The 20479-nt window shown below is 62.5% G+C and carries 18 protein-coding genes; 15 read left to right on the forward strand and 3 right to left on the reverse strand.

Annotation, left to right across the window (positions count from 1 at the left end):
* Positions 1–181: 181 nt before the first annotated feature.
* From ROSMUC_RS07295 to ROSMUC_RS07305, 3 genes are read right to left on the reverse strand one after another with little or no spacing between them, the layout of a single operon-like run.
* Complete coding sequence (locus tag ROSMUC_RS07295) at positions 182–1132, reverse strand: sterol desaturase family protein (protein ID WP_037271196.1); 951 nt, start codon at positions 1130–1132, stop codon at positions 182–184.
* The gene (locus ROSMUC_RS07300) at positions 1129–1521 is read right to left on the reverse strand and encodes a hypothetical protein (RefSeq protein ID WP_037271198.1); all 393 of its coding nucleotides are present in this window, start codon (positions 1519–1521) and stop codon (positions 1129–1131) included. The genes ROSMUC_RS07295 and ROSMUC_RS07300 overlap by 4 nt, the downstream gene beginning before the upstream one ends.
* 59 nt (positions 1522–1580) lie before the next feature.
* Positions 1581–2471, reverse strand: a complete 891-nt coding sequence (locus ROSMUC_RS07305) for a DMT family transporter (RefSeq protein ID WP_037271200.1) — start codon at positions 2469–2471, stop codon at positions 1581–1583.
* A gap of 163 nt (positions 2472–2634) precedes the next feature.
* On the opposite strand from ROSMUC_RS07305, the gene ROSMUC_RS07310 reads away from it, so the two are divergent.
* The 15 genes from ROSMUC_RS07310 (at position 2635) to ROSMUC_RS07380 (ending at position 20204) form a co-directional block, all read left to right on the forward strand.
* On the forward strand, positions 2635–3894 hold the full coding sequence (locus ROSMUC_RS07310) for an MFS transporter (RefSeq protein WP_037271202.1): 1260 nt from the start codon (positions 2635–2637) through the stop codon (positions 3892–3894).
* A gap of 180 nt (positions 3895–4074) precedes the next feature.
* The gene (locus ROSMUC_RS07315) at positions 4075–5250 is read left to right on the forward strand and encodes an aspartate aminotransferase family protein (protein WP_037271957.1); all 1176 of its coding nucleotides are present in this window, start codon (positions 4075–4077) and stop codon (positions 5248–5250) included.
* Positions 5251–5326: 76 nt separating this feature from the next.
* Positions 5327–6253 carry an ornithine carbamoyltransferase gene (gene argF, locus ROSMUC_RS07320; protein WP_037271204.1) on the forward strand — a complete coding sequence of 309 codons (927 nt, stop codon included), beginning with the start codon at positions 5327–5329 and terminating at the stop codon, positions 6251–6253.
* 91 nt (positions 6254–6344) lie between these two features.
* Positions 6345–7739, forward strand: a complete 1395-nt coding sequence (gndA, locus tag ROSMUC_RS07325; protein ID WP_037271206.1) for an NADP-dependent phosphogluconate dehydrogenase — start codon at positions 6345–6347, stop codon at positions 7737–7739.
* 38 nt (positions 7740–7777) lie between these two features.
* Positions 7778–8536: a biotin--[acetyl-CoA-carboxylase] ligase gene (locus tag ROSMUC_RS07330; protein ID WP_037271208.1), complete on the forward strand. Its 759-nt coding sequence runs from the start codon at positions 7778–7780 to the stop codon at positions 8534–8536.
* Between the two features lie 18 nt (positions 8537–8554).
* On the forward strand, positions 8555–9325 hold the full coding sequence (locus ROSMUC_RS07335; protein ID WP_037271210.1) for a type III pantothenate kinase: 771 nt from the start codon (positions 8555–8557) through the stop codon (positions 9323–9325).
* A gap of 6 nt (positions 9326–9331) precedes the next feature.
* Complete coding sequence (locus ROSMUC_RS07340; RefSeq protein WP_037271212.1) at positions 9332–10999, forward strand: ribonuclease J; 1668 nt, start codon at positions 9332–9334, stop codon at positions 10997–10999.
* A 15-nt stretch (positions 11000–11014) separates the two neighbouring features.
* Positions 11015–11530, forward strand: coding sequence for a DUF2478 domain-containing protein (locus ROSMUC_RS07345; protein ID WP_037271214.1), 516 nt, complete (start codon positions 11015–11017; stop codon positions 11528–11530).
* Between the two features lie 70 nt (positions 11531–11600).
* Positions 11601–12980: a Trk system potassium transporter TrkA gene (gene trkA / locus ROSMUC_RS07350; protein ID WP_037271217.1), complete on the forward strand. Its 1380-nt coding sequence runs from the start codon at positions 11601–11603 to the stop codon at positions 12978–12980.
* A 4-nt stretch (positions 12981–12984) separates the two neighbouring features.
* Entirely contained in the window at positions 12985–14505 is a 1521-nt protein-coding gene (locus tag ROSMUC_RS07355; RefSeq protein ID WP_037271219.1) for a potassium transporter TrkG, read from the forward strand.
* A 145-nt stretch (positions 14506–14650) separates the two neighbouring features.
* A complete protein-coding gene (gene hfq, locus ROSMUC_RS07360) occupies positions 14651–14890 on the forward strand; it encodes an RNA chaperone Hfq (protein ID WP_008283145.1) in 240 nt (79 codons plus the stop codon).
* Positions 14890–16164 carry a GTPase HflX gene (gene hflX / locus ROSMUC_RS07365; RefSeq protein WP_037271222.1) on the forward strand — a complete coding sequence of 425 codons (1275 nt, stop codon included), beginning with the start codon at positions 14890–14892 and terminating at the stop codon, positions 16162–16164. The genes hfq and hflX overlap by 1 nt, the downstream gene beginning before the upstream one ends.
* A 207-nt stretch (positions 16165–16371) precedes the next feature.
* On the forward strand, positions 16372–17793 hold the full coding sequence (locus ROSMUC_RS07370) for a mannose-1-phosphate guanylyltransferase/mannose-6-phosphate isomerase (RefSeq protein ID WP_037271225.1): 1422 nt from the start codon (positions 16372–16374) through the stop codon (positions 17791–17793).
* Positions 17794–18162: 369 nt separating this feature from the next.
* Positions 18163–19278: an FkbM family methyltransferase gene (locus tag ROSMUC_RS07375; protein WP_037271228.1), complete on the forward strand. Its 1116-nt coding sequence runs from the start codon at positions 18163–18165 to the stop codon at positions 19276–19278.
* A gap of 173 nt (positions 19279–19451) precedes the next feature.
* Positions 19452–20204, forward strand: coding sequence for a sulfotransferase family protein (locus ROSMUC_RS07380; protein ID WP_146005679.1), 753 nt, complete (start codon positions 19452–19454; stop codon positions 20202–20204).
* The last annotated feature ends 275 nt before the right edge of the window (positions 20205–20479 follow it).

Below are 20479 nucleotides of genomic sequence, written 5' to 3' on the forward strand. Positions count from 1 at the left end.
ACACCTTGAACAAGGGTGAGTAATGGGCCCTTGCCCAAGGTGCCGGGTACTTCCGTAGCGTCCCGCGTTGCCTCGCGGGGCGACACCTGTTCGTGAGTGATGGCGCAAATCGCCTGCTACGACTTGATCCGGTTTTGAATGATCGGTCAAATAACATTTTAGTGGGCGATATGTGACAAATCTAAAGCGTGTGTCGACCTGAGGATGGCAACCCCGGCGTGCCGGCCTCTTCGGGATGTGTTGCGAGATAGCGCTCTTTGATGGTCTGCGACGTGCCCCGGCTGTTGTCATGGCTCCAACCCGGCGGCATGACGCAATACATCAGTCGCTCGCGCCACGTCAGCCCCGGTTGCGTCGCATCTCGCCAGATGCCGATCCATTCGTGAAAGGCTACGCGCAGCGGGTTGAACGTGCCGAGGTTGTGGACAAGCCCGTAATCCACCTTTTCCCGCTCCAGTTCCGGCACGAAGGTGCCAAACATCCTGTCCCAGATGATAAAGACTCCGGCATAATTGCAATCGAGATAGCGCGGGTTGCGCCCGTGATGCACGCGGTGATGGCTGGGCGTGTTCATCACCGCCTCGAACCAGCGCGGCAGGCGGCCAATCGCCTCGGTGTGAATCCAGAATTGATAGATGAGGTTGAGCCCTCCCACGAAAAGAACCATGGCGGGATGAAAGCCCAAGAGGATCAGCGGCGCGCGCACGATCATCATAAAGGTAAAGGTGCCGGTCCAGGTCTGGCGCAGCGCTGTTGTCAGGTTGTAATGCTGCGAAGAGTGGTGATTGACGTGGCTTGCCCAGACCCAGCGGATGCGGTGCCCGAACCGATGCACCCAGTAATAGCGCAAATCGTCGAGCACAAAGCAGAGCGCGATCACCCAGATCGAATGGCCCAAATCGAGCGGTGTGACCTGCCACAGCACCATAAAAAAGCCATAGGCGACAAAGCCTAGCACGATGCCCTCGGCCACATTGCCCGCCCCGAGCAAGAGCGAGGTCAGCGCGTCGCGGGTCTCATACCGCCCGCCGCGCCCCTTGATCACGATCCACAAAAGTTCCGCGAGAATGGCGGCTATAAAGAGCGGCACCGCCCAATTCACGACGTCGGGATAGATCAGCGTATCACTCATACGCGGGCCTCCAATAGAGCGCACCAGCTTGCGGCTTCGTCGGGCGCGAGTGTCAGGCGGATGCGCGGGGCGGTATAGTCAGGCAGATCGAGCGTGAGACCGGTTTTGCGCTGCCTGATCCGCGCGCCATTCAGGTAACGGGCGGTGGTATCGGCCCCCATTGGCCAGACCACGCCGCGCCCCCGTGCGGTCTCGATCAGGGCGGCGCTGTGATCGTGACAGAGAATGACGCGAATGGGGCTGTCCTCGGGAAATTCCCTCAGCCATGCCGCCCGCGCCGCCGCCGCATCCGAGAGCGTCGCCCGGCGCGAGAGGCCCAAGACATGCAGCAGCACCGCGATGCCCGCGATGCCCAAAACGACCATCGGCAACAGGATGCTCAGTGGCATTGGCCCTCTCCCTTGCTGGGTATCTAGGCCAAGCTGGGGGCGATTTGTCAAAGGCGGCGTTACGTCACCACCGCGCGTCGCCGTCCTTCACGCCAGAGCAGCAAGCCTGCGCCGCCGAGGATCACAACTGCGCCAAGGATGGATATGGCATCGGGCCAGACACCAAACACCAGCCCGTCATAAAGCCCGGCAAAGATCAGGGCGGTGTAAAAGAACGGCGCCACATAGCTCGCATCCCCTCGCGCCATGGCATTGATGAACGCCGTCTGCGCAAGCGCCATCAGACCGCCAAGGGCTGCAAGGGCGGCCCATTGCGCCGGCGTGGGCGCGGCCCAGACCCAGACCACCGCCAGCGTCGCGATGCTCAGCCCAATGGCGTTGTTCACAAGCAGGATCTGCCACGGCCCTTCCCGCCCCGACAGACGCTTGATGAAGATAAGCTCCGCCCCAAGGCATAGCGCTGCCCCAAGCGCCAGAAGTGCGCCGGTCTCCACCACCCCGCTGCCGGGGCGCATCAGGATCGCGGCCCCTGTCAGGGCAATGCCCGCTGCCGTCCACCGCACCGGACCCACCCGCTCTCCCAAAAGCGGGATGGCGAGGATCATGCCGAACACCGGGTTGAGAAAACTGATCGCGGTGGCGTCCGACAGCGGGATAAAGGCGGCAGCCGCGAACATCAGCGTGACCCCACCCCAGCCCAGGGCCGAGCGTTTGGCATGGGTGCCCAGATCGGGACGGGTGAACCGGGGACGCACCAGCGCGCTCATCCCCGCGATGGCCACAAGCGCGAAGAGAAACCGCCCATGGCTGATCTGAAACGGGCTCAGCGCCGGTCCAAGCGCGTCTGTTCCAAGCGCCTTGGCCAAGAGCGTGGTGCCCGCCAACAAGGCGGCGGCGAGGACGGTCAGCAGGGCGGCAAGGCCCGGATTGGAGGCGCGAGGAATGAACATCGCCGCAGCATTGCCCGCAGACTGCGCCCGCCGCAAGTCGCAAGGTTGGCGGGAGGGATCAATAATTTTTACATCCCTCACAACAAAAACGACAGGATGTCGTCGTTTGCCAATCACGCGTCCTGCATCCGTGGTCAGTCTTACGAAAAATCGGAACGACTCCATGCACCAACGCCGCATTCCCGAATGGCTCCGCCATGCCCCAACACCCTCTGTGCGCGGCTTTGCCTCGCTTGCCGGGGCAGAGGCCATGGCGCGCGGCATCCTCATTTCGGTGATGCCGCTCGAGATGTATCGCGCGCTCCGCGATGCGGCGCTCGTCTCCGAGATTTATTTCATGGTGGGGCTGCTGTCGCTGGCAACGGGCCTCATGGTGCCTTTCGCCTCGCGCTTCATGCCGCGCCGCTGGATCTATGTGACCGGCTGCGCGATGTTTGCGGGCGGGGCCACTATGGGGGCACAGGGCGGGGCGCTGGGCATGATCGCGGCGCTGGCCATGATCACGGCGGCCACGGTCACGGTTTTTGTCTGTTTCAACGCCTATGTGCTCGATTTCATTTCGAAATCCGATCTGGGCCGTTGCGAGACCTCGCGCATGTTCTATAGCGCGCTTGGTTGGACGGTGGGGCCGTTCCTTGGCGTGACGCTCTTGGGGATATGGCGGCCCTTGCCGTTTCTTATCGCCGCGCTGGCAGCGCTGAGCATGATGGGCCTTTTCCTCTACATGCGGCTTGGCAATGGCAAGCTGATCACCCGCGCCCGCCGCCCGGCCCCCAATCCGCTGGCATGGATGCCCCGGTTCTTTGCACAGCCCCGGCTGGTGGCGGGGTGGATATTCGCGGTCGTTCGCTCCTGCGGCTGGTGGGCCTATGTGGTCTATTTGCCGATCTTCGCGGTCCAACAGGGCCTGGGTGAGGATCTGGGCGGCATGTTGCTCTCGGCCTCGAACGGCATGCTCTTTCTGACGCCTCTCATGCTGCGCTGGATGCAGCGCCGCTCCATCCGCCACGCGGTGCGGGCGGGCTTTCTTGTGTCCGGATTGCTTTTTCTCTTTGCCGCATCTCTCAGCAGCCTGCCATGGCTGACGGTTGCCAGTCTCGCTGTGGCGTCAGTCTTTCTGGTGCTGCTCGATGTGTCGGCGGGCCTGCCATTCCTCATGGCGGTCAAACCGTCGGAACGCACCGAGATGTCGGCGATCTATGCCAGTTTCCGCGATGTCTCGGGCATCCTCACACCGGGGGCAGCATGGCTCGTGCTTCTGGTGGCGCCGTTGCCGGGGATTTTCGCGGTCACGGGCGTGGGTCTGATAGGGTGTTGGCATTTGGCGCGGCGGCTGCATCCGCGCCTTGGGGCGGCGCGCGTGGCGATGGAGCCGGGGGGACATCTAGACATTTCTCTTCCCATGCCGCGCAAAACTGGCTAGAGCGTCTCCATGATCACTCGGACCAAACATACCGCTCTGCGACGTCGACGCGCCCGCGTCTGACGACCCGTACCGTTTTGATCTCTGCGCGCTACCGCGCTTGACCCTTGAATCCTCCAAATGATTGACTTGGCTCTGCCCATGCGGCACTCAAAGGGCCTGTTTGATAAGGAAACCGCCATGATCCCTTCGATCCTGCCAACCTATAACCGCGCGCCGCTCTCTTTCGTCAAAGGCGAGGGGGCTTGGTTGATCGAGGCGGACGGGCGACGTTTTCTCGATCTGGGCGCGGGCATTGCAGTCAACGCGCTGGGCCATGCGCACCCCAAGCTGGTCGCAGCGCTGACCGAACAGGCCGGGGCGCTCTGGCATACCTCGAACCTCTATCAGATCCCGAAACAACAGGAGCTTGCCGACCGGCTGGTGGCGGCGAGTTTTGCCGACACGGTCTTTTTCACCAATTCCGGCACCGAGGCCTGCGAATTGGCGGTCAAGATGGCGCGCAAGCACTTCTATGATGCAGGCCAGCCCGACCGCACGGACATCATCACCTTCGAGGGGTCCTTTCACGGCCGGTCCTCGGCGGGGATTGCCGCCGCCGGATCGGAAAAGATGACCAAGGGCTTTGGTCCGCTCCTGCCCGGCTTCAAGCATGTCGGTTGGGGCGATCATGAGGGGCTGCATGCCGCGATTGACGATCATACCGCCGCCATCCTGATCGAGCCGGTGCAGGGCGAGGGCGGCATCCGCCCGCTGCCAGATCAATGCCTCAAGGGGCTGCGCGCCCTCTGCGATGAACGCGGCATCCTGCTTATCCTTGATGAGGTGCAATGTGGCGTGGGGCGCACGGGGCGGCTCTTTGCCCATGAATGGGCGGGGGTGACACCTGACATCATGATGGTCGCCAAGGGCATCGGCGGCGGCTTTCCTCTCGGCGCGGTGCTGGCAACAGAGCATGCCGCCTCTGGCATGACGGTGGGCACCCATGGTTCGACCTATGGTGGCAACCCTCTGGGCTGTGCCGTGGGCTGCGCGGTGATGTCCGAAATCGCCACGCCCGAGTTTCTGGCCGAGGTCAACCGCAAGGCGGCCCTCATGCGCCAGCGGCTCGAAGGGCTGGTGGCGGCGCATCCGGCCGTGTTCGAGGCGGTGCGGGGCATGGGCCTCATGCTGGGTCTCAAATGCAAGGTGCCCAACACAGAGGTGGTGCAGGCCGGTTATGCGGCTCTTGTCGCCACGGTTCCCGCCGCTGACAATGTTCTGCGCCTGCTGCCGCCCCTGACCATCACCGATGATGAAATCGCCCAAGCCGTGACGCGTCTCGATGCGGCGGCAACGGCGCTCGAAACGGTTTGATTTCATCGTTCTCAAAATACTCCGGGGGTGTGGGGGCTGACCCCCACGGACCCTCCCATCGAAAAGCGATACGACCATGACCCATTTCCTCGATATCCACAAAACCTCCGAAACCGACCTTCGGGCGATCATTGATCAGGCCCGCCATATGAAAGAGGCGCGGCAGGGCCGCCCGCGCGGCACGCCCGATGACGAGCAGCCGCTGGCGGGGCGCATGGTTGCGCTCATCTTCGAAAAACCCTCGACGCGGACCCGTGTCTCGTTTGACATGGGCGTACGGCAGATGGGCGGGCAGAGCATGGTGCTGTCAGGCGCCGACATGCAGTTGGGCCATGGCGAGACCATCGCCGACACCGCCCGCGTCATGAGTCGCTATGTCGATCTGATCATGATCCGCACCTTTGACGAATCCGTCCTGCTGGAAATGGCGGAACATGCCGATGTGCCGGTGATCAACGGTCTGACCGACCGCACCCACCCCTGTCAGATCATGGCTGACATCCTGACCTACGAGGAACATCGCGGCCCGATCAAAGGCAAGAAGGTCGTGTGGTCGGGGGATGGCAACAATGTCTGTGCATCCTTCCTGCATGCCGCCGGGCAATTCGGATTCGACCTGACCTTTACCGGCCCGATGCAGCTTGACCCCGAGCCCGAGTTCATCGGCCTTGCGCGCAAGGCGGGCAGCACGATCACCATCGAACGCGATCCGTTCAAGGCGGTGGACGGGGCCGATCTCGTCGTCACCGATACCTGGGTCAGCATGCACGACAGCCAATCCACCAAGGAGCGGCGGCACAACATGCTGCGGCCCTATCAGGTCAATGACAAGCTGATGGCGGCGGCCAAACCCGATGCGCTCTTCATGCATTGCCTGCCTGCGCATCGCGGCGAAGAAGTGACCTCCGAGGTGATGGATGGCCCGCAATCGGTCATCTTCGACGAGGCCGAAAACCGCCTGCACGCGCAAAAGGCCGTGATGCGCTGGTGTCTCGGGGTCTGACGGCAACACATCTGGACGCAGCGCGCTTGCAAACCCTTAGCCAAAGCGCATAGCCTGATCCAAGGCTGTTAGCGATAGCAGGGAGGGGCACGTGGCGCAGATTGGCATCTATGGGCTGGGCACCATGGGCAGCGCCTTGGCGCTGAACATTGCAGAACATGGCTTTGACGTGGCGGTGACCAATCGCGAGGCGGACTGGATCGCGCCCTTTCTCGACGAGGCGGGCGATCTGGCGTCGCGGCTGCACCCCCACGAACGGTTGGAGGATTTCGTCGCGGCGCTGAAAGCGCCCCGGATCATCCTCTTCATGATCCCCTCCGGCGCGCCGATGGATGCCATGCTGGCGCGGGTCACCCCGCTGCTCAACCCCGGCGATACGGTGATCGACGGGGGCAATGCCGATTTTCACGATACCCGCCGCCGCGCAGAGGAGTTGGCGAAACGCGATCTGCATTTCGTGGGTCTGGGGGTGTCTGGCGGCGAGGCGGGGGCGCGTCACGGCCCCTCGATGATGATGGGGGGCAGCGAACACAGCTGGGCGCAACTGCACCCGATCCTGACCGCCATTGCCGCCCGCCATGACGGCGTGCCCTGCGTCGCGCATCTGGGACCGGACGGGGCGGGGCATTTCGTCAAGACGGTGCATAATGGCATCGAATATGCCGATATGCAGGTCATCGCCGAAATCTACAGTCTCTTGCGCAATGGCGCGGCCCTGCCACCCTCCGAGATTGGCGCGCTCTTCGCCACTTGGGACCGGGGGCCGCTCAAATCCTATCTGGTCGAGATCACGGCCCGGCTCTTGACCTATACCGATCCCGAGACCGGGCATCCGATGGTCGATGTGATCAAGGATGCGGCGGGGCAAAAGGGGACCGGGCGTTGGACCGTGATCGAGGCGCTACGTCTGGGGCAATCGGCCAGCATGATCGAGGCGGCGGTGGGCGCGCGGGGCTGGTCCTCGGAAAAGGATACACGACAGCGGGCTGAGGCAATTCTTGGCGGCGTGGTTGGCGCGTTCGACGACACGCCCGAGGTTCTGGCCGAGGCGTTTTTGGCCGCGCGCCTACTGGCCTATGCGCAAGGTTTCCGTATTTTGGCGGCAGCATCCGACGAATATGGTTGGGCGCTCGATCTGGCAACTATTGCCCGCATCTGGCGCGCGGGCTGTATTATCCGTTCTGCTCTTCTGGATGACATCGCAGAAGCGTTTGATCGTGACGTGCCGCGAGGCGAGTTGATCCTCGCACCACAGATCGCGCAAACATTGTCACGCTGTATCCCCGCGTTGCGACAGGTGGTGTGCAGCGCGGTGCATGGCGGGCACCCGGTTCCGGCGCTTTCGGCCGGGCTGGCGTGGTATGACAGCATGCGTTTGGGCCATGGCAGCGCCAATATCACTCAGGCACAGCGCGATATGTTCGGGCGTCACGGGTTCGAGCGTTTGGGGCGCGCGGGTCTGCATCATGGCCCTTGGTGGGACTGAGGCCGCGCAAAGTTTCGGAGAGTTGGAGCAAGACAAAGATGGATCAGGGTTCGGACTGGCCCCAGGGCTATGGCCGCCGCGTGCTGGCGTCGGTGGACAGCACCAATGCCGAGGCGGCACGTATTGCGCCGAATCTGGCGGGGCCGGAATGGATATTGGCGCATCAGCAGACGGCGGCGCGCGGACGGCGGGGGCGGGCTTGGGCCAATCCGGCGGGCAATTTCGCGGCCACCCTCGTGATGCGCCCGACCGAGAGCCCGGACCGCGTGGCGTTGCGCTCTTTCGTGGCGTCGCTGGCGCTCTTTGATGCGCTGGTCGCGGCAACGGGCCGGGCCGAGGTCTTTGCCCTCAAATGGCCCAACGATGTGCTTCTGAACGGTGGCAAGCTGGCGGGGATCTTGCTCGAAAGCGCCGGGGCAGGCGGCAGCCTCAGCCATTTCGCCATCGGCATCGGGGTGAACCTCTCGCGCGCGCCCGAGGTGTCGGAGGTAGAGCAAGGCGCGCTGCGCCCCGTTTCGCTCTTGTCCGAAACGGGCATCGCGATCGACCCCGAGGCGTTTCTGGACCTCTTGGCCCCGGCCTATGCACGGGCAGAGGCACAGTTCGTGACCTTCGGCTTTGCCCCCATCCGCACCGCATGGCTGGCACGGGCGGCACGGCTGGGCGAGGTCATCACCGCGCGCACGACGCGCGAGGTGTATGAGGGCCGGTTCGAGACGGTGGACGAGGCGGGCAATCTTGTTCTATTGACCGCCCAAGGGCGACAGGCGATTGCCGCCGCCGAGGTGTTCTTTTGACCATACGGGACCGGGCGCATGCTTTTGGCGATTGACTGCGGCAATACCAACACGGTGTTTTCCATCTGGGACGGGCAGAAATTCCTCTGCACCCTGCGCACCGCCACGGACCATCAACGCACCGCCGATCAGTATTTCGTCTGGTTCAAGACCCTGCTGCATCACCATGGCATCAAGGCCGATATCACCGGGGTGATCATCTCCTCGACCGTGCCGCGCGTGGTGTTCAATCTGCGGGTCTTTTCGGACCGCTATTTCAACTGCCGCCCGCTGGTGGTGGGCAAGCCCGAGTGCCGCCTGCCGGTCGATGTGCGGGTGGATGCGGGCACGCAGGTAGGTCCTGACCGGTTGGTCAATACGGTGGCGGGGTTTGATCTCTATGGCGGCGACCTCATCTTGGTGGATTTCGGCACCGCCACCACCTTTGACGTGGTCGCAAGCGATGGGGCCTATATCGGCGGGGTGATCGCACCGGGGGTGAATCTGTCGCTGCAAGCGCTACATGAAGCGGCAGCGGCCCTACCGCATATCGACGTGACCAAACCAGAGCGGGTTATCGGCACCAATACCGTCGATTGCATGCAGTCGGGCGTATTCTGGGGTTATGTCGGGCTGATCAATGGGCTATGTGACCGGATAAAGGCCGAGCGTGGCCGCACCATGAAGGTGATCGCAACGGGTGGGCTGGCACCTCTCTTCCAGCAGGGAACGGACATGTTCGACGTGTTCGAAGACAATCTGACAATGCACGGTCTGACCGTGATTGACGCGTATAACAAGGAGGGCTGACGCCCCATGAGCAGCGAACGACTTATCTACCTGCCCCTCGGTGGGGCGGGTGAAATCGGTATGAACGCCTATGTCTATGGCTATGGCAAACCCGGCAAGGAGCGGCTGATCCTCGTCGACCTGGGCGTGACCTTTCCCGATATGGATGGCACGCCGGGGGTTGATCTGATCCTGCCGGACATCTCCTGGCTCGAGGCCCGCAAGGGGCAGTTGGAGGCGATTTTCATCACCCACGCCCATGAGGATCACGTCGGCGCCGTGGCGCATTACTATGCCCGCCTTGGCGCGCCGATCCATGCCCGCGCCTTTACCGCCAACATCGCCCGCCGCAAGATGCAAGAGCATGGCAATCCCGAAAAGGCGGTGCACACCGCCTCCGCTTGGCCCAATACCGTCAAGGCGGGGCCGTTTACCGTGGGCTTCGTGCCAATCTCGCATTCCATTCCCGAAAGCTCCGGTCTGGTGATCGACAGCGCAGGTGGGCGGATCGTGCATACCGGCGATTTCAAGATCGACGTCAACCCGGTGGTGGGCGAACCCTTTGATCGTGATCTCTGGGCCAGCCTCTCCGAGCCCGGCGTCAAGGCGCTGGTCTGCGATTCCACCAATGTTTTCAGCCATCACGAGGGCCGCTCCGAGAGCACCGTGGGCGGGCCGATCACCGATCTGGTCGCGGCTTCCAAAGGGCTCTTTGTCTGCACCACATTTGCCAGCAACGTCGCCCGCGTGAAATCGCTGGCCGAGGCGGGCGTGCGGGCCGGGCGCTCGGTCTGCCTCATGGGCCGTGCCATGCAGCGCATGGTCGAGGCGGCGCAGGAAACCGGCGTTCTCACCGGATTTCCCAAGACAATCAGCCCGGAAGAAGCCGGGAATGTCCCACGCGACAGCCTGATGCTGATCGTCACCGGCTCTCAGGGTGAGCGGCGCGCCGCCAGTGCGCAACTGGCCAATGGCAAATACAACGGCATCACCCTCAAGGATGGCGATACCTTTCTCTTCTCCTCCAAGACCATTCCGGGCAATGAACGTGGCGTGATCCGCATCATCAACCAGTTTTCGGAAATGGGCGTGGATGTGATCGAGGGCGACGACCGCTATCACGTCTCGGGCCATGCCAACCGGCCCGATCTCGACGAGATGCACAAGCTGATCAAGCCGCAGATGGTGATCCCGATGCACGGCGAGCACCGGCATCTGCGCGAGCATGTCAAGCTGGCCAATTCCAATCGGCTCAAGGGAGTGCTGGCGGTCAACGGCATGATGATCGACCTCAGCGGCAATGCGCCCAAAGTGGTCGAATATATCGAGACAGGCCGCACCTATCTGGATGGATCGGTGCAGGTGGGCGCTATGGATGGCGTGGTGCGCGACCGGATCCGCATGGCGCTGAACGGGCATGTCATGGTCAATGTCATTCTGGACGAGGACGATGAGCCCTTGGGCGATCCTTGGGTAGAGGTCATGGGCCTTGCCGAGACCGGGCGCTCCAACGCCCCCTTGGTCGATGTGTTGGAAGAAGACCTGTCGCAATTCATGGGCCGCGCCGGGGCCAAGACCCTGACCGATGATGACAAGCTGGAAGAGGGGCTGCGCCGCGTCGCGCGGCAGAGCACGCAGACCGAAATCGGCAAGCGGCCCGAGGTGACGGTGGTCATCAGCCGCCTGACCGCCTGAAGGGGACGGGCGCGTATGCGGATCGGCTATGTCATAGCGAAAGGGCGCGGGGAAACCGATCTCTTGCTGCATGACGTGGCGCGCGCAGCACAGGCGCGGGGTTTGCGCCTGTGTGGCACGGTGCAGGTCAACACCAATTGCGGAGATGACCGGCCCTGCGACATGGATGTCGAGGTGCTGCCCGACGGGCCGGTGATCCGCATCTCGCAAAGCCTGGGACCCGGCGCGCGTGGCTGTCGGCTGGATCCGTCCGCGCTTGAATTGGCGGTGGCCGCCACCGAGGCGCGGCTATCCGAGGGCTGCGATCTGGTGATCGTCAACAAATTCGGCAAGCATGAGGCCGAGGGGCGCGGCTTTCGCACGCTGATCGCCGAGGCGCTCAGTCGGGATGTGCCGGTTCTGGTGGGGGCCAACCGGCTCAATGCGCCGCATCTTGACGCCTTTTCCGGGGGTGTGGCCGAGGCGCTCAACCCGGAGTTTGCGCAGATCCTCGATTGGCTCGATCACGCGGTGCCCGCCACGCACCCGTGACCCAGAACGCAATTGACCGGGCGGGGGGCATCTGTCATGCAGCAGGTTCAGTCAGCATGAGGCAAGGACGATGAAGGTCATCATCTGCGGCGCCGGTCAGGTGGGCTGGCAGATCGCGCGGCATCTGTCGGGAGAGCGCAACGACGTCACGGTCGTGGACAACAATCCCGATCTGGTGCGTCGCGCCACTGATACGCTCGACGTGCAGGGCATTACTGGCTTTGCCTCTTATCCCGATGTGCTGGACAGGGCAGGGGCGCGGGACGCCGACATGATCATTGCCGCGACCTATTCGGACGAGGTCAACATGGTCACCTGCCAGGTGGCTCATTCGGTCTTTGGCATCAGCCGCAAGATTGCGCGCCTGCGCAGCCAATCCTATCTCGACGCGATTTATTCGGACCTCTACCGCCGCGATCACATGCCCATCGACGTCGTGATCAGCCCCGAACGCGAGGTGGCGCAAGCGGCGCTGCAACGGCTTGCCTCGCCCGCGGCCTTCGATACCGAGCTTTTCATGAGCGGGCAGGCGCAGCTCATGGGTATCCGCCTGGAAGATGATTGCCCGGTGCTCAACACGCCCCTGCGGCAGTTGAGCGATCTATTCTCGACGCTGCGGGTGGTGGTCCTGGCGGTGCGACGCGAGGGGCGATTGTTCGCGCCGGAAGCGGGGGATCAGCTCTTTGCCGGGGACGAATGTTACCTCTTCGCCCCCATCGAGGATGTGCCTCGGACGCTCGAAGTGTTCGGCAAGTCGCAAAAGAAACAAGAGCGCGTGGTCATCATCGGCGGCGGCAATATCGGCCTTGCGGTGGCCCAAGCGCTGGAGACGCGGCCCGGTGGGCGTATCCGGGCCAAGGTGATCGAGAAAAGCCGCTCTAAGGCGGAGCGCGCTGCGGATGCGCTGGAACGGACCATTGTGCTCAATGGGGACGGCCTTAATTCCGCGCTGCTGGCGGAAGCAGGGATTGCCCGTGCCGATGCGGTGCTGGTTGTGACCGACGATGACAAAACCAACATGCTGGCCGCCGTGCGTGCCAAATCCGAGGGCTGCCCCTTTGCTGTGGCGCTGATCAACGACCCCACGATGGTGCCGCTGCTCGAACCCTTGGGGATTGACGCCTATATCAATCCGCGTGCCACCACGGTCAGCTCGATTTTGCGTCATATTCGTCACGGCAAGGTGCGCGGCGTCTATTCCATCGGGGATGCCGAGGGCGAGGTGATCGAGGCTGAGGTGATGTCGACCTCATCCATCGCCGGGGCGGCGATCCGCGATATCGACTTTCCCGAAGGCGTGCTTGTGGGGGCAGTGCGCAAAGGCGGCAAGATACATAAACCCGCAGGCGGTCTCAGGGTCGAGGCAGGCGATGTGATCGTGATCTTTGCAATGGCGGCGGATGTGGCGGCGGTCGAACAGCTGTTGCAGGTCTCGATCGACTTTTTCTGATCCGATGATCGCCCGACTGCTGACATTCCCACTCATCCTCATCCTCGCCGGGATTGCCGCATTGATGATGTATCTGCCCGCGATTGACGCGGGCATGCGCGGCTTTAGCGGTGTGGGCAAGGCCTTTGCGTTTTCCGGCACCATCGGTCTTGCGCTGGTGATCACGATTGGGCTTGCGTTGTCGGGGCGATCCAACCAGCGGATGAGCGACACGCAAAATCTGATGTCGCTCTTGCTGGCCTATGTGCTCTTGCCGGTGTTTCTGGCCATTCCGTTTTACACTGGCGTGCGGAACACCACCTTTATCAATGCATATTTTGAGATGGTGTCGAGCTTCACCACCACCGGGGCCACACTCTTTGGTGCGCAGGGGCGCCTTGTCGATAGCCTGCATCTGTGGCGCGCTCTGGTGGGCTGGGGCGGGGGGCTGCTGCTGTGGATCTCGGCCTCGGCGGTTCTGGCACCGCTCAACCTTGGCGGCTTTGAGGTAACGGCGCGGGGCGAGCCGGGACAGGATGAAACGGTCCTGAGCCGGTTCGAGCGTGCAACCCCCGCCAAACGGCTGGCACAATCGACGCGGGTTCTGGCCCCGGTCTATATTGGCCTCACAGGCGCACTCTGGATCTGCCTCTTGATCGGCGGAGAGCGGGCCTTAGTTGCCGCCGTTCACGCGATGTCGACCATGGCCACGAGCGGGATTTCTTCCATTGGCGGGTTGCAGAACGGTGCGTCGGGCTTTGCCGGGGAATTCGCGGTGTTCCTGTTTTTCTTCTTCGCACTTTCGCGGCTCACCTTCTCGTCGGACACGATCACCTCGGTGCGTCCCGGCGTGCGCAACGATCCTGAATTCCGGCTGGGGGTCTTGCTGCTCGTTGGGGTGCCTCTCATCCTGTTCCTGCGGCACTGGATTGCCACCTTGGGGGTCGAGGATACGTCGGATTGGCGACTGGCACTCCGGGCGTTGTGGGGGGCGGTGTTTACCGTTCTGTCGTTCCTCTCCACCACCGGTTTCGAGAGCGCGGATTGGCAGGAGGCGCGGGATTGGTCAGGTCTCGGCACGCCGGGTCTGATCCTCCTGGGGCTTTCGCTGGTGGGCGGCGGGGTGGCCACCACGGCCGGCGGGGTCAAGCTGCTCAGGGTCTATGCGCTCTATCTGCATGCCCGGCGCGAAACAGAGCGGCTGGTGCATCCCTCGTCCGTTGGGCGCGCAACGGGGCTCGGGCGCCGCATCCGGCGGCAAGGGGCCTTTATTGCATGGATTTTCTTCATGCTCTTTGCCATGTCCCTGACCTTTGTCACCGCGCTCTTGGCCTTTGCCGGGCAAGGGTTCGACTCTGCGCTGATTCTGGCGATTTCCGGGCTTTCGACCACGGGGCCGCTGATCCTGACAGCAAGCGACACGCCCATTCGCCTTCTGGAACTCAGCGATGCGGCCAAGATGATCTATGCCATGGCCATGGTGCTCGGGCGGCTTGAAACGCTGGCCCTGATTGCCTTGCTCAACCCCTCTATCTGGCGGGATTAGCGCTATTTTGTAATCCCTGCCGCAGATTGGAACGATTTTATTTTTGGGCTGGAAAGTCTTGCACGGGCAAGACATACTCTGATCTGTACGCAAGACCCCTCGTGCCGGTTCGCGGTGCGCGCAATAAAAAAAGGCAGGAAGACGCATGGCTTCTGATCGACAAAATTTACAGGACGCATTTCTCAACCAGGTCCGCAAGACCAAGATTCCTGTGACGGTCTTTCTGATCAACGGGGTCAAATTGCAGGGCGTGATCACGTGGTTTGACAATTTCTGCATCCTGCTGCGCCGGGATGGACAATCGCAGCTTGTGTACAAGCACGCGGTGTCAACCATCATGCCGTCGCAGCCGGTCAACCTCTACGATGGTGACGACGCCAATTGATGGACCATGAGCGCCCGATAACCCGGGCTTGGGTCATCCACCCCGAAATCGACGGTGCCAATCGCGCCCGTGATCCCGCTCTGGCCTTGGAAGAGGCGGTGGCGCTGGCGCATGCTCTGCCCGATATCGATGTCGTGGGTGCGGATCTCGTGCGCCTGCGCAAGCCGGATGCCGGGCGTCTCTTTGGCAAGGGCAAGCTGGAAGAGCTGCATCAGGCGATGGAGGCCGCGGAGGTCGAGCTGGTTCTCGTGGACGGGCCGGTCACGCCCGTGCAACAGCGTAATCTGGAAAAGGCGTGGGGCGTCAAGCTTCTGGATCGCACCGGGTTGATTCTCGAGATTTTCAGTGACCGTGCCGCGACCCGCGAAGGCGTGTTGCAGGTGGAAATGGCGGCGCTCAGCTATCAGCGCACGCGCCTCGTGCGCGCCTGGACCCACCTTGAGCGGCAGCGCGGCGGGCTTGGTTTCGTGGGTGGCCCCGGCGAGACCCAGATCGAGGCGGACCGCCGCGCGATTGACGATCAATTGGTGCGGCTGCGGCGTCAGCTGGAAAAAGTATCCAAGACCCGGACCCTGCACCGCGCCGCGCGTGCAAAGGTGCCGTTTCCGGTGGTGGCCCTCGTCGGCTATACCAACGCGGGCAAATCCACGCTTTTCAATCGCCTGACCGGGGCGGATGTCATGGCCAAGGACATGCTCTTTGCCACGCTCGACCCGACCATGCGCCGCGTCAACCTGCCCGAAGGCGGGCCAGAGGTGATCCTGTCCGACACCGTGGGCTTTATCAGCGATCTGCCGACCGAATTGGTCGCGGCGTTCCGGGCGACACTGGAAGAGGTGCTTTCTGCGGATCTGATCTGTCATGTGCGCGACATTTCGCATCCCGAGACCGTGTCGCAGGCGCGCGATGTGGCGAGCATCCTGGAAAGCCTCGGGGTCAGCGACAAGACCCCCCAAATCGAAATCTGGAACAAGATCGACCGCTTGCCAGAGGACGCGCGCGCCGCCGCCGTGACCCAAGCGGCGCGCCAAGACGATGTCATCGCGATTTCCGCGATTTCGGGGCAGGGGCTGAGTGAACTGATCGCGGCCATAGGCGACAAACTGTCCGACGCAACCCACCTGACGCAACTGCACTTGCGCTTTGCCGAGGGGCGCAAACGGGCCTGGCTCTTCGAGAAAGAGCTGGTCGAAGCCGAGACACAGACCGAAGATGGCTTTGATCTGACCGTGCGCTGGACCGCGCGGCAAGAGGCGCGCTTTCGCGCCTTGTGATGGCGGATTCGATGGGTGCGGGGGCGCGCGCGCCGGTCCTTGAGGGCCGATGGGCAAAAACTAGCTTTTGCCGTGAATGACAGCATTTAGGCACCCCGTCGCCCTAGTCTGCCCCTTGAGAACGCCTCGTGCCAAGTTTCGCCTTGATAGACCACGCGGGATTGGGGATACCTCGTTTGATTTACTGCGGGGTTGAAGAGATATCCTATGATTACTCCGGTTCTTCTTTGTGGCGGGTCTGGCACGCGGCTTTGGCCTTTGTCGCGCAAGTCCTATCCGAAACAATTCGTGGCACTTTTGGGCGATGTGACGCTGTTCCAGGCCTCGGCGCAGCGGTTGTCGGGGCCGCAGTTCACCGCCCCCATGGTTCTGACCAATGCCGATTTCCGCTTTATCGTGGGCGAGCAACTGGATGATATCGGGATCACGCCGGGGGCGGTTCTGATCGAGCCATCGGGGCGCAATACGGCCCCTGCGGTTCTGGCGGCGGCGCTCTGGCAGGCGCGCCAGGACCCGGAGGCGCTGATGCTTGTGGCGCCCTCGGACCATGTGGTGCCCGATCCCGAGGCGTTCCGCCAGGCGGTCGCGGCGGGCGTGGGGCCTGCGCAGGCGGGGCAGCTCGTGACCTTCGGGATCCGGCCCAGCCATGCCGAAACCGGCTATGGCTATCTGGAACTGGACGGCGCGCCCGGCGATCTGGCTCCGCACCCCATCGGCCTCAAGCGGTTCGTCGAAAAGCCCGATGCCGAGGCGGCGGCGGCGATGCTGGCAGAGGGCACCTATCTCTGGAATGCGGGGATTTTCCTTTTCAAGGCGTCCACCATGCTGGATGCGTTCCGCGCCCATGCGCCGCAGCTCCTGGCGCCGGTCGCGGCCGCTGTCGACAAGGCCACGCCCGACCTGGGCTTTTACCGGCTCGACCCCGAGGCTTGGGGCGCGGCCGAGGATATCTCGATCGACTATGCGGTGATGGAAAAGGCCCATAACCTCACGGTCATTCCCTTTGCCGCCGGATGGTCGGATCTGGGGGGATGGGATGCGGTCTGGCGGGAAACCGGACCGGACGCGCGCGGCGTGGCGACCTCTGGCCATGCCACGGCGATTGATTGCGACAACACGCTCTTGCGCTCCGAGGATACGGGGCTCGAGGTCGTGGGGATCGGGCTTGACAATATCATCACGGTGGCGATGTCCGATGCGGTTCTGGTGGCGCATGTCAGCCGGGCGCAGGATGTGAAACAGGCGGTGGCCGCCCTCAAGGCCAAGGGGCGCAAGCAGGCCGAGAGCTTTCCCAAGGACCACCGCCCCTGGGGCTGGTTCGAGAGCCTGGTGATCGGCGAGCGGTTTCAGGTCAAGCGCATTCACGTGCACCCCGGCGCGGCCCTCAGCCTGCAGAGCCATCACCACCGCTCCGAACATTGGATCGTGGTGGAAGGCACCGCCCGGGTGACGGTGGACGCGGAGGTCAAGCTCGTGACCGAGAACCAATCGGTCTATATCCCCCTGGGTGCGGTGCACCGGATGGAAAACCCCGGCAAGGTGCCCATGGTGCTGATCGAGGTGCAGACAGGGTCCTATCTGGGTGAAGATGACATCATCCGCTATGAAGACATTTACGCGCGTGGCTGACGGGCGCGCTGCGGATTGTCGGGCTTCAAGCGGCCAAAACCGCTTTATATAAGCGGCGCGTGATGTCGAGGATCTGACCAAGACGCTGTCATTGGCCTACGCTCTACATCTTGGCGTGTTGCCGCCCCGTTGCGCGTCGTCAAGCGTTTGGTCTCCAAGTACGTCTTGTGCCTCGCGACCATGCGGACCCGGCGGTTTCCCTCGGACTGTGTTGACGTGACAGGCGGGGTAATGGCCGCTCACTATCCCCTGAAGGGGCGCTACAAAGATTGGTTGAATCCTTGCGGATGATGACCATACTACCGTGAACCAACGCGGCGATTGCGCTGGAGAGTTCAACAAAAACAAGATTGGCTGGGCAAAACTGGCATGAGTGAACACCCTGTGATCGAGACCAAAGCGCGCACTTTCATTCATGTTGGGGCAGGGGCGGGCAAGCGACTTGCGGAGTTTCAGCGCCACGAACCGGATAAGATCGTGCTGGTCGAGGCAGAGCGCTCTGCCGCCGCGCGATTGACCCAAAAGAATGCGACGGCGTCACATGTGCAGGTGATACAGGCGGCATTGGGCAGGGAAGAGGGCGAAGCAGAGTTGTCTCTCTGGAATTTCGCGCGACTGAACAGCACGCAAGAGCCGACGTCTGAATTGCACGAGCTCTTTCCGGGGTTGATCCGAAAGGAACGTCAAAGCGTGCCGGTCATTACGCCCGCGCGCTTGATGTCCGAGATGGGGCCAGTGAAACGGCCTCTGTCCGTTATCCTTGAGACCCCGGGCAACGAGATGATTTTTCTGGAGGCCTGCAAGGCGGATGGCGTGCTGGATCAGATCGACCAACTCGAGCTTCTTGCGGCAGAGGAGGTGCTGTACGAAGGGGCCGCCACCCGCGCTGAATTGGAGGCATGGCTGAGTGAAGAAGGCTTTGTTGTCACGCTGCGCGATGAGGAAGACGCGGATTGGACCGTGCTCCACCTTGTCGCGGATCAAAAGTCCCGTGCGCTTCTGCGTGCCGAAGCCCGTATCGCGGAATTGAGCGCGACGGTCGCATCCCTCGAAGCCGCGCTCAAAGCCACCAGAGCGCGCGCAGACCAGCAGGAGTCGGCCCAGTCTGCGGCGGTGGAGGCCAAGATCTCGACGTTGGAGGCAACAGCGGCGGATCTGGTCAAACAGCGGCAATCTGCCGAACAAAAGCGCGACGAAGCCATGTCGACGCTGGATTTTCAGACCCGGTATCAGGCGATGTTACAGGTTGACCTCGAGCATTTGCGGGAACGCCTCGAGCAGAGCGAGACACAGCGTCAACGCCAAGAAGACTTGCTGGGCAAGCTTACGGCCAAACTGTCGCTGGCGGCCGAGTATCTTCGGCATATGCCCGCCAATGGGCCCGAGAGTTTGGCTGCGTCACCCTCGCCAGAACTATCCTCACCCCGTGGGCGCACCGACGCCAAAAGAAAGAAAACAAAGGCTGGGAAAGGGTCAAACGCGTGACGGCGATGACCAATGCAAAATCAATCGCGGATGAGATCGAGGCGGCGCTGGACATGCTGCAGGCCTACAAGACCTCTGTGCCGACATTGCCGATCACTGACAGCTTTCCAAGCCTTTTGGAGCAATGCGAGGCAATGTGTCGGTCTTTCACGGGACCAGCGCCGATCCGGACATTGCACCATTTTGCCTGTTCCGGCGGCACCCTGATCGCGAAATGCATTGCGGCATTGCCCGGCGTTGTTCTGTTGAACGAAATTGACCCGCTCAGTCAAATGCGTTTGGCCGCCCTTAAGCGGGCTCCGCAATTCGCGCCCACTGATCTGTTCGGGGCGCTGATGCTGTCCCAACGCCAGATCAATCCGACTGCGATCGCCGCTGGTTTTCGTGAGGCAACGCAGGCAATCGTTGCCGACCTGGCACCCAAAGGACAAAGCCTGGTTATCCGGGACCATTCACATTCCCATTTCTGCACCCGGATTGATCCGGATGCGCGCCCGTCGCTTTACGAAATCCTGGCCGAAGGGCGTCATCCTGTGATGTCGCTGGTCACGGTCCGGCATCCGCTCGACAGCTTCTTGTCTTTGCATACGAACGGGTGGCTGCATTTTTCGCCCCCCACGCTTGAATCCTACAGTCAGCGATACCTTGCATTTCTGGATCGTCATGCAGATTTGGACCTCGTGAAATACGAAGACTTTGTGGCTGCGCCCGAGAGCACATTGGCGAAGATTTGCCAGATTATCGACTTGCCCTATCACGCGTCGGCCTTTGAGCTGTTTTCCATCATCCGCCTGTCTGGCGATAGCGGCCGCAAGGGCCGCCAGATTGCCGAGCGGCCACGCCGTGAGGTTCCAGACGAGATCAATGCCCAACGGGGAGAGGACCGATACCGATCGTTATGCGCGCGTTTGGGTTATGAACCGTGAAGGTCACACGACTTTTCAAGCAAATGCGCAAACCCACTGCGGGGCAAGAGGTATCGGGAGATCGAAACGCGCCCCTACGACGGAGCCGACGCTCGCTGGTGCGACTTGTTAGATATGATAGAGAGAGGCTCTGATTTGGATTTGCGCAAGGCCATCCGCAGGAAACCTGACCGTCTCGCCGATCTGCGCACCCGCAGATGCCTTGCGCCTGATTGACCCCGATGCAGAGGTCAAAAACCTCGTGGCGCGCACGCTTGATAGCTCTTTCCCTGATC

Origin of the sequence: Roseovarius mucosus DSM 17069 (assembly GCF_000768555.3) — a bacterium.
Classification (GTDB): domain Bacteria; phylum Pseudomonadota; class Alphaproteobacteria; order Rhodobacterales; family Rhodobacteraceae; genus Roseovarius; species Roseovarius mucosus.

Coding starts and splice junctions, on each gene's coding strand:
- ROSMUC_RS07375 (WP_037271228.1), top strand. CDS start 18,163: ATGAGTGAACACCCTGTGATCGAGACCAAAGCGCGCACTTTCATTCAT.
- trkA (WP_037271217.1), top strand. CDS start 11,601: ATGAAGGTCATCATCTGCGGCGCCGGTCAGGTGGGCTGGCAGATCGCG.
- ROSMUC_RS07295 (WP_037271196.1), bottom strand. CDS start 1,132: ATGAGTGATACGCTGATCTATCCCGACGTCGTGAATTGGGCGGTGCCG.
- ROSMUC_RS07330 (WP_037271208.1), top strand. CDS start 7,778: ATGGATCAGGGTTCGGACTGGCCCCAGGGCTATGGCCGCCGCGTGCTG.
- ROSMUC_RS07335 (WP_037271210.1), top strand. CDS start 8,555: ATGCTTTTGGCGATTGACTGCGGCAATACCAACACGGTGTTTTCCATC.
- ROSMUC_RS07305 (WP_037271200.1), bottom strand. CDS start 2,471: ATGTTCATTCCTCGCGCCTCCAATCCGGGCCTTGCCGCCCTGCTGACC.
- hfq (WP_008283145.1), top strand. CDS start 14,651: ATGGCTTCTGATCGACAAAATTTACAGGACGCATTTCTCAACCAGGTC.
- ROSMUC_RS07310 (WP_037271202.1), top strand. CDS start 2,635: ATGCACCAACGCCGCATTCCCGAATGGCTCCGCCATGCCCCAACACCC.
- ROSMUC_RS07300 (WP_037271198.1), bottom strand. CDS start 1,521: ATGCCACTGAGCATCCTGTTGCCGATGGTCGTTTTGGGCATCGCGGGC.
- ROSMUC_RS07355 (WP_037271219.1), top strand. CDS start 12,985: ATGATCGCCCGACTGCTGACATTCCCACTCATCCTCATCCTCGCCGGG.
- ROSMUC_RS07340 (WP_037271212.1), top strand. CDS start 9,332: ATGAGCAGCGAACGACTTATCTACCTGCCCCTCGGTGGGGCGGGTGAA.
- ROSMUC_RS07315 (WP_037271957.1), top strand. CDS start 4,075: ATGATCCCTTCGATCCTGCCAACCTATAACCGCGCGCCGCTCTCTTTC.
- hflX (WP_037271222.1), top strand. CDS start 14,890: ATGGACCATGAGCGCCCGATAACCCGGGCTTGGGTCATCCACCCCGAA.
- argF (WP_037271204.1), top strand. CDS start 5,327: ATGACCCATTTCCTCGATATCCACAAAACCTCCGAAACCGACCTTCGG.
- ROSMUC_RS07345 (WP_037271214.1), top strand. CDS start 11,015: ATGCGGATCGGCTATGTCATAGCGAAAGGGCGCGGGGAAACCGATCTC.
- ROSMUC_RS07370 (WP_037271225.1), top strand. CDS start 16,372: ATGATTACTCCGGTTCTTCTTTGTGGCGGGTCTGGCACGCGGCTTTGG.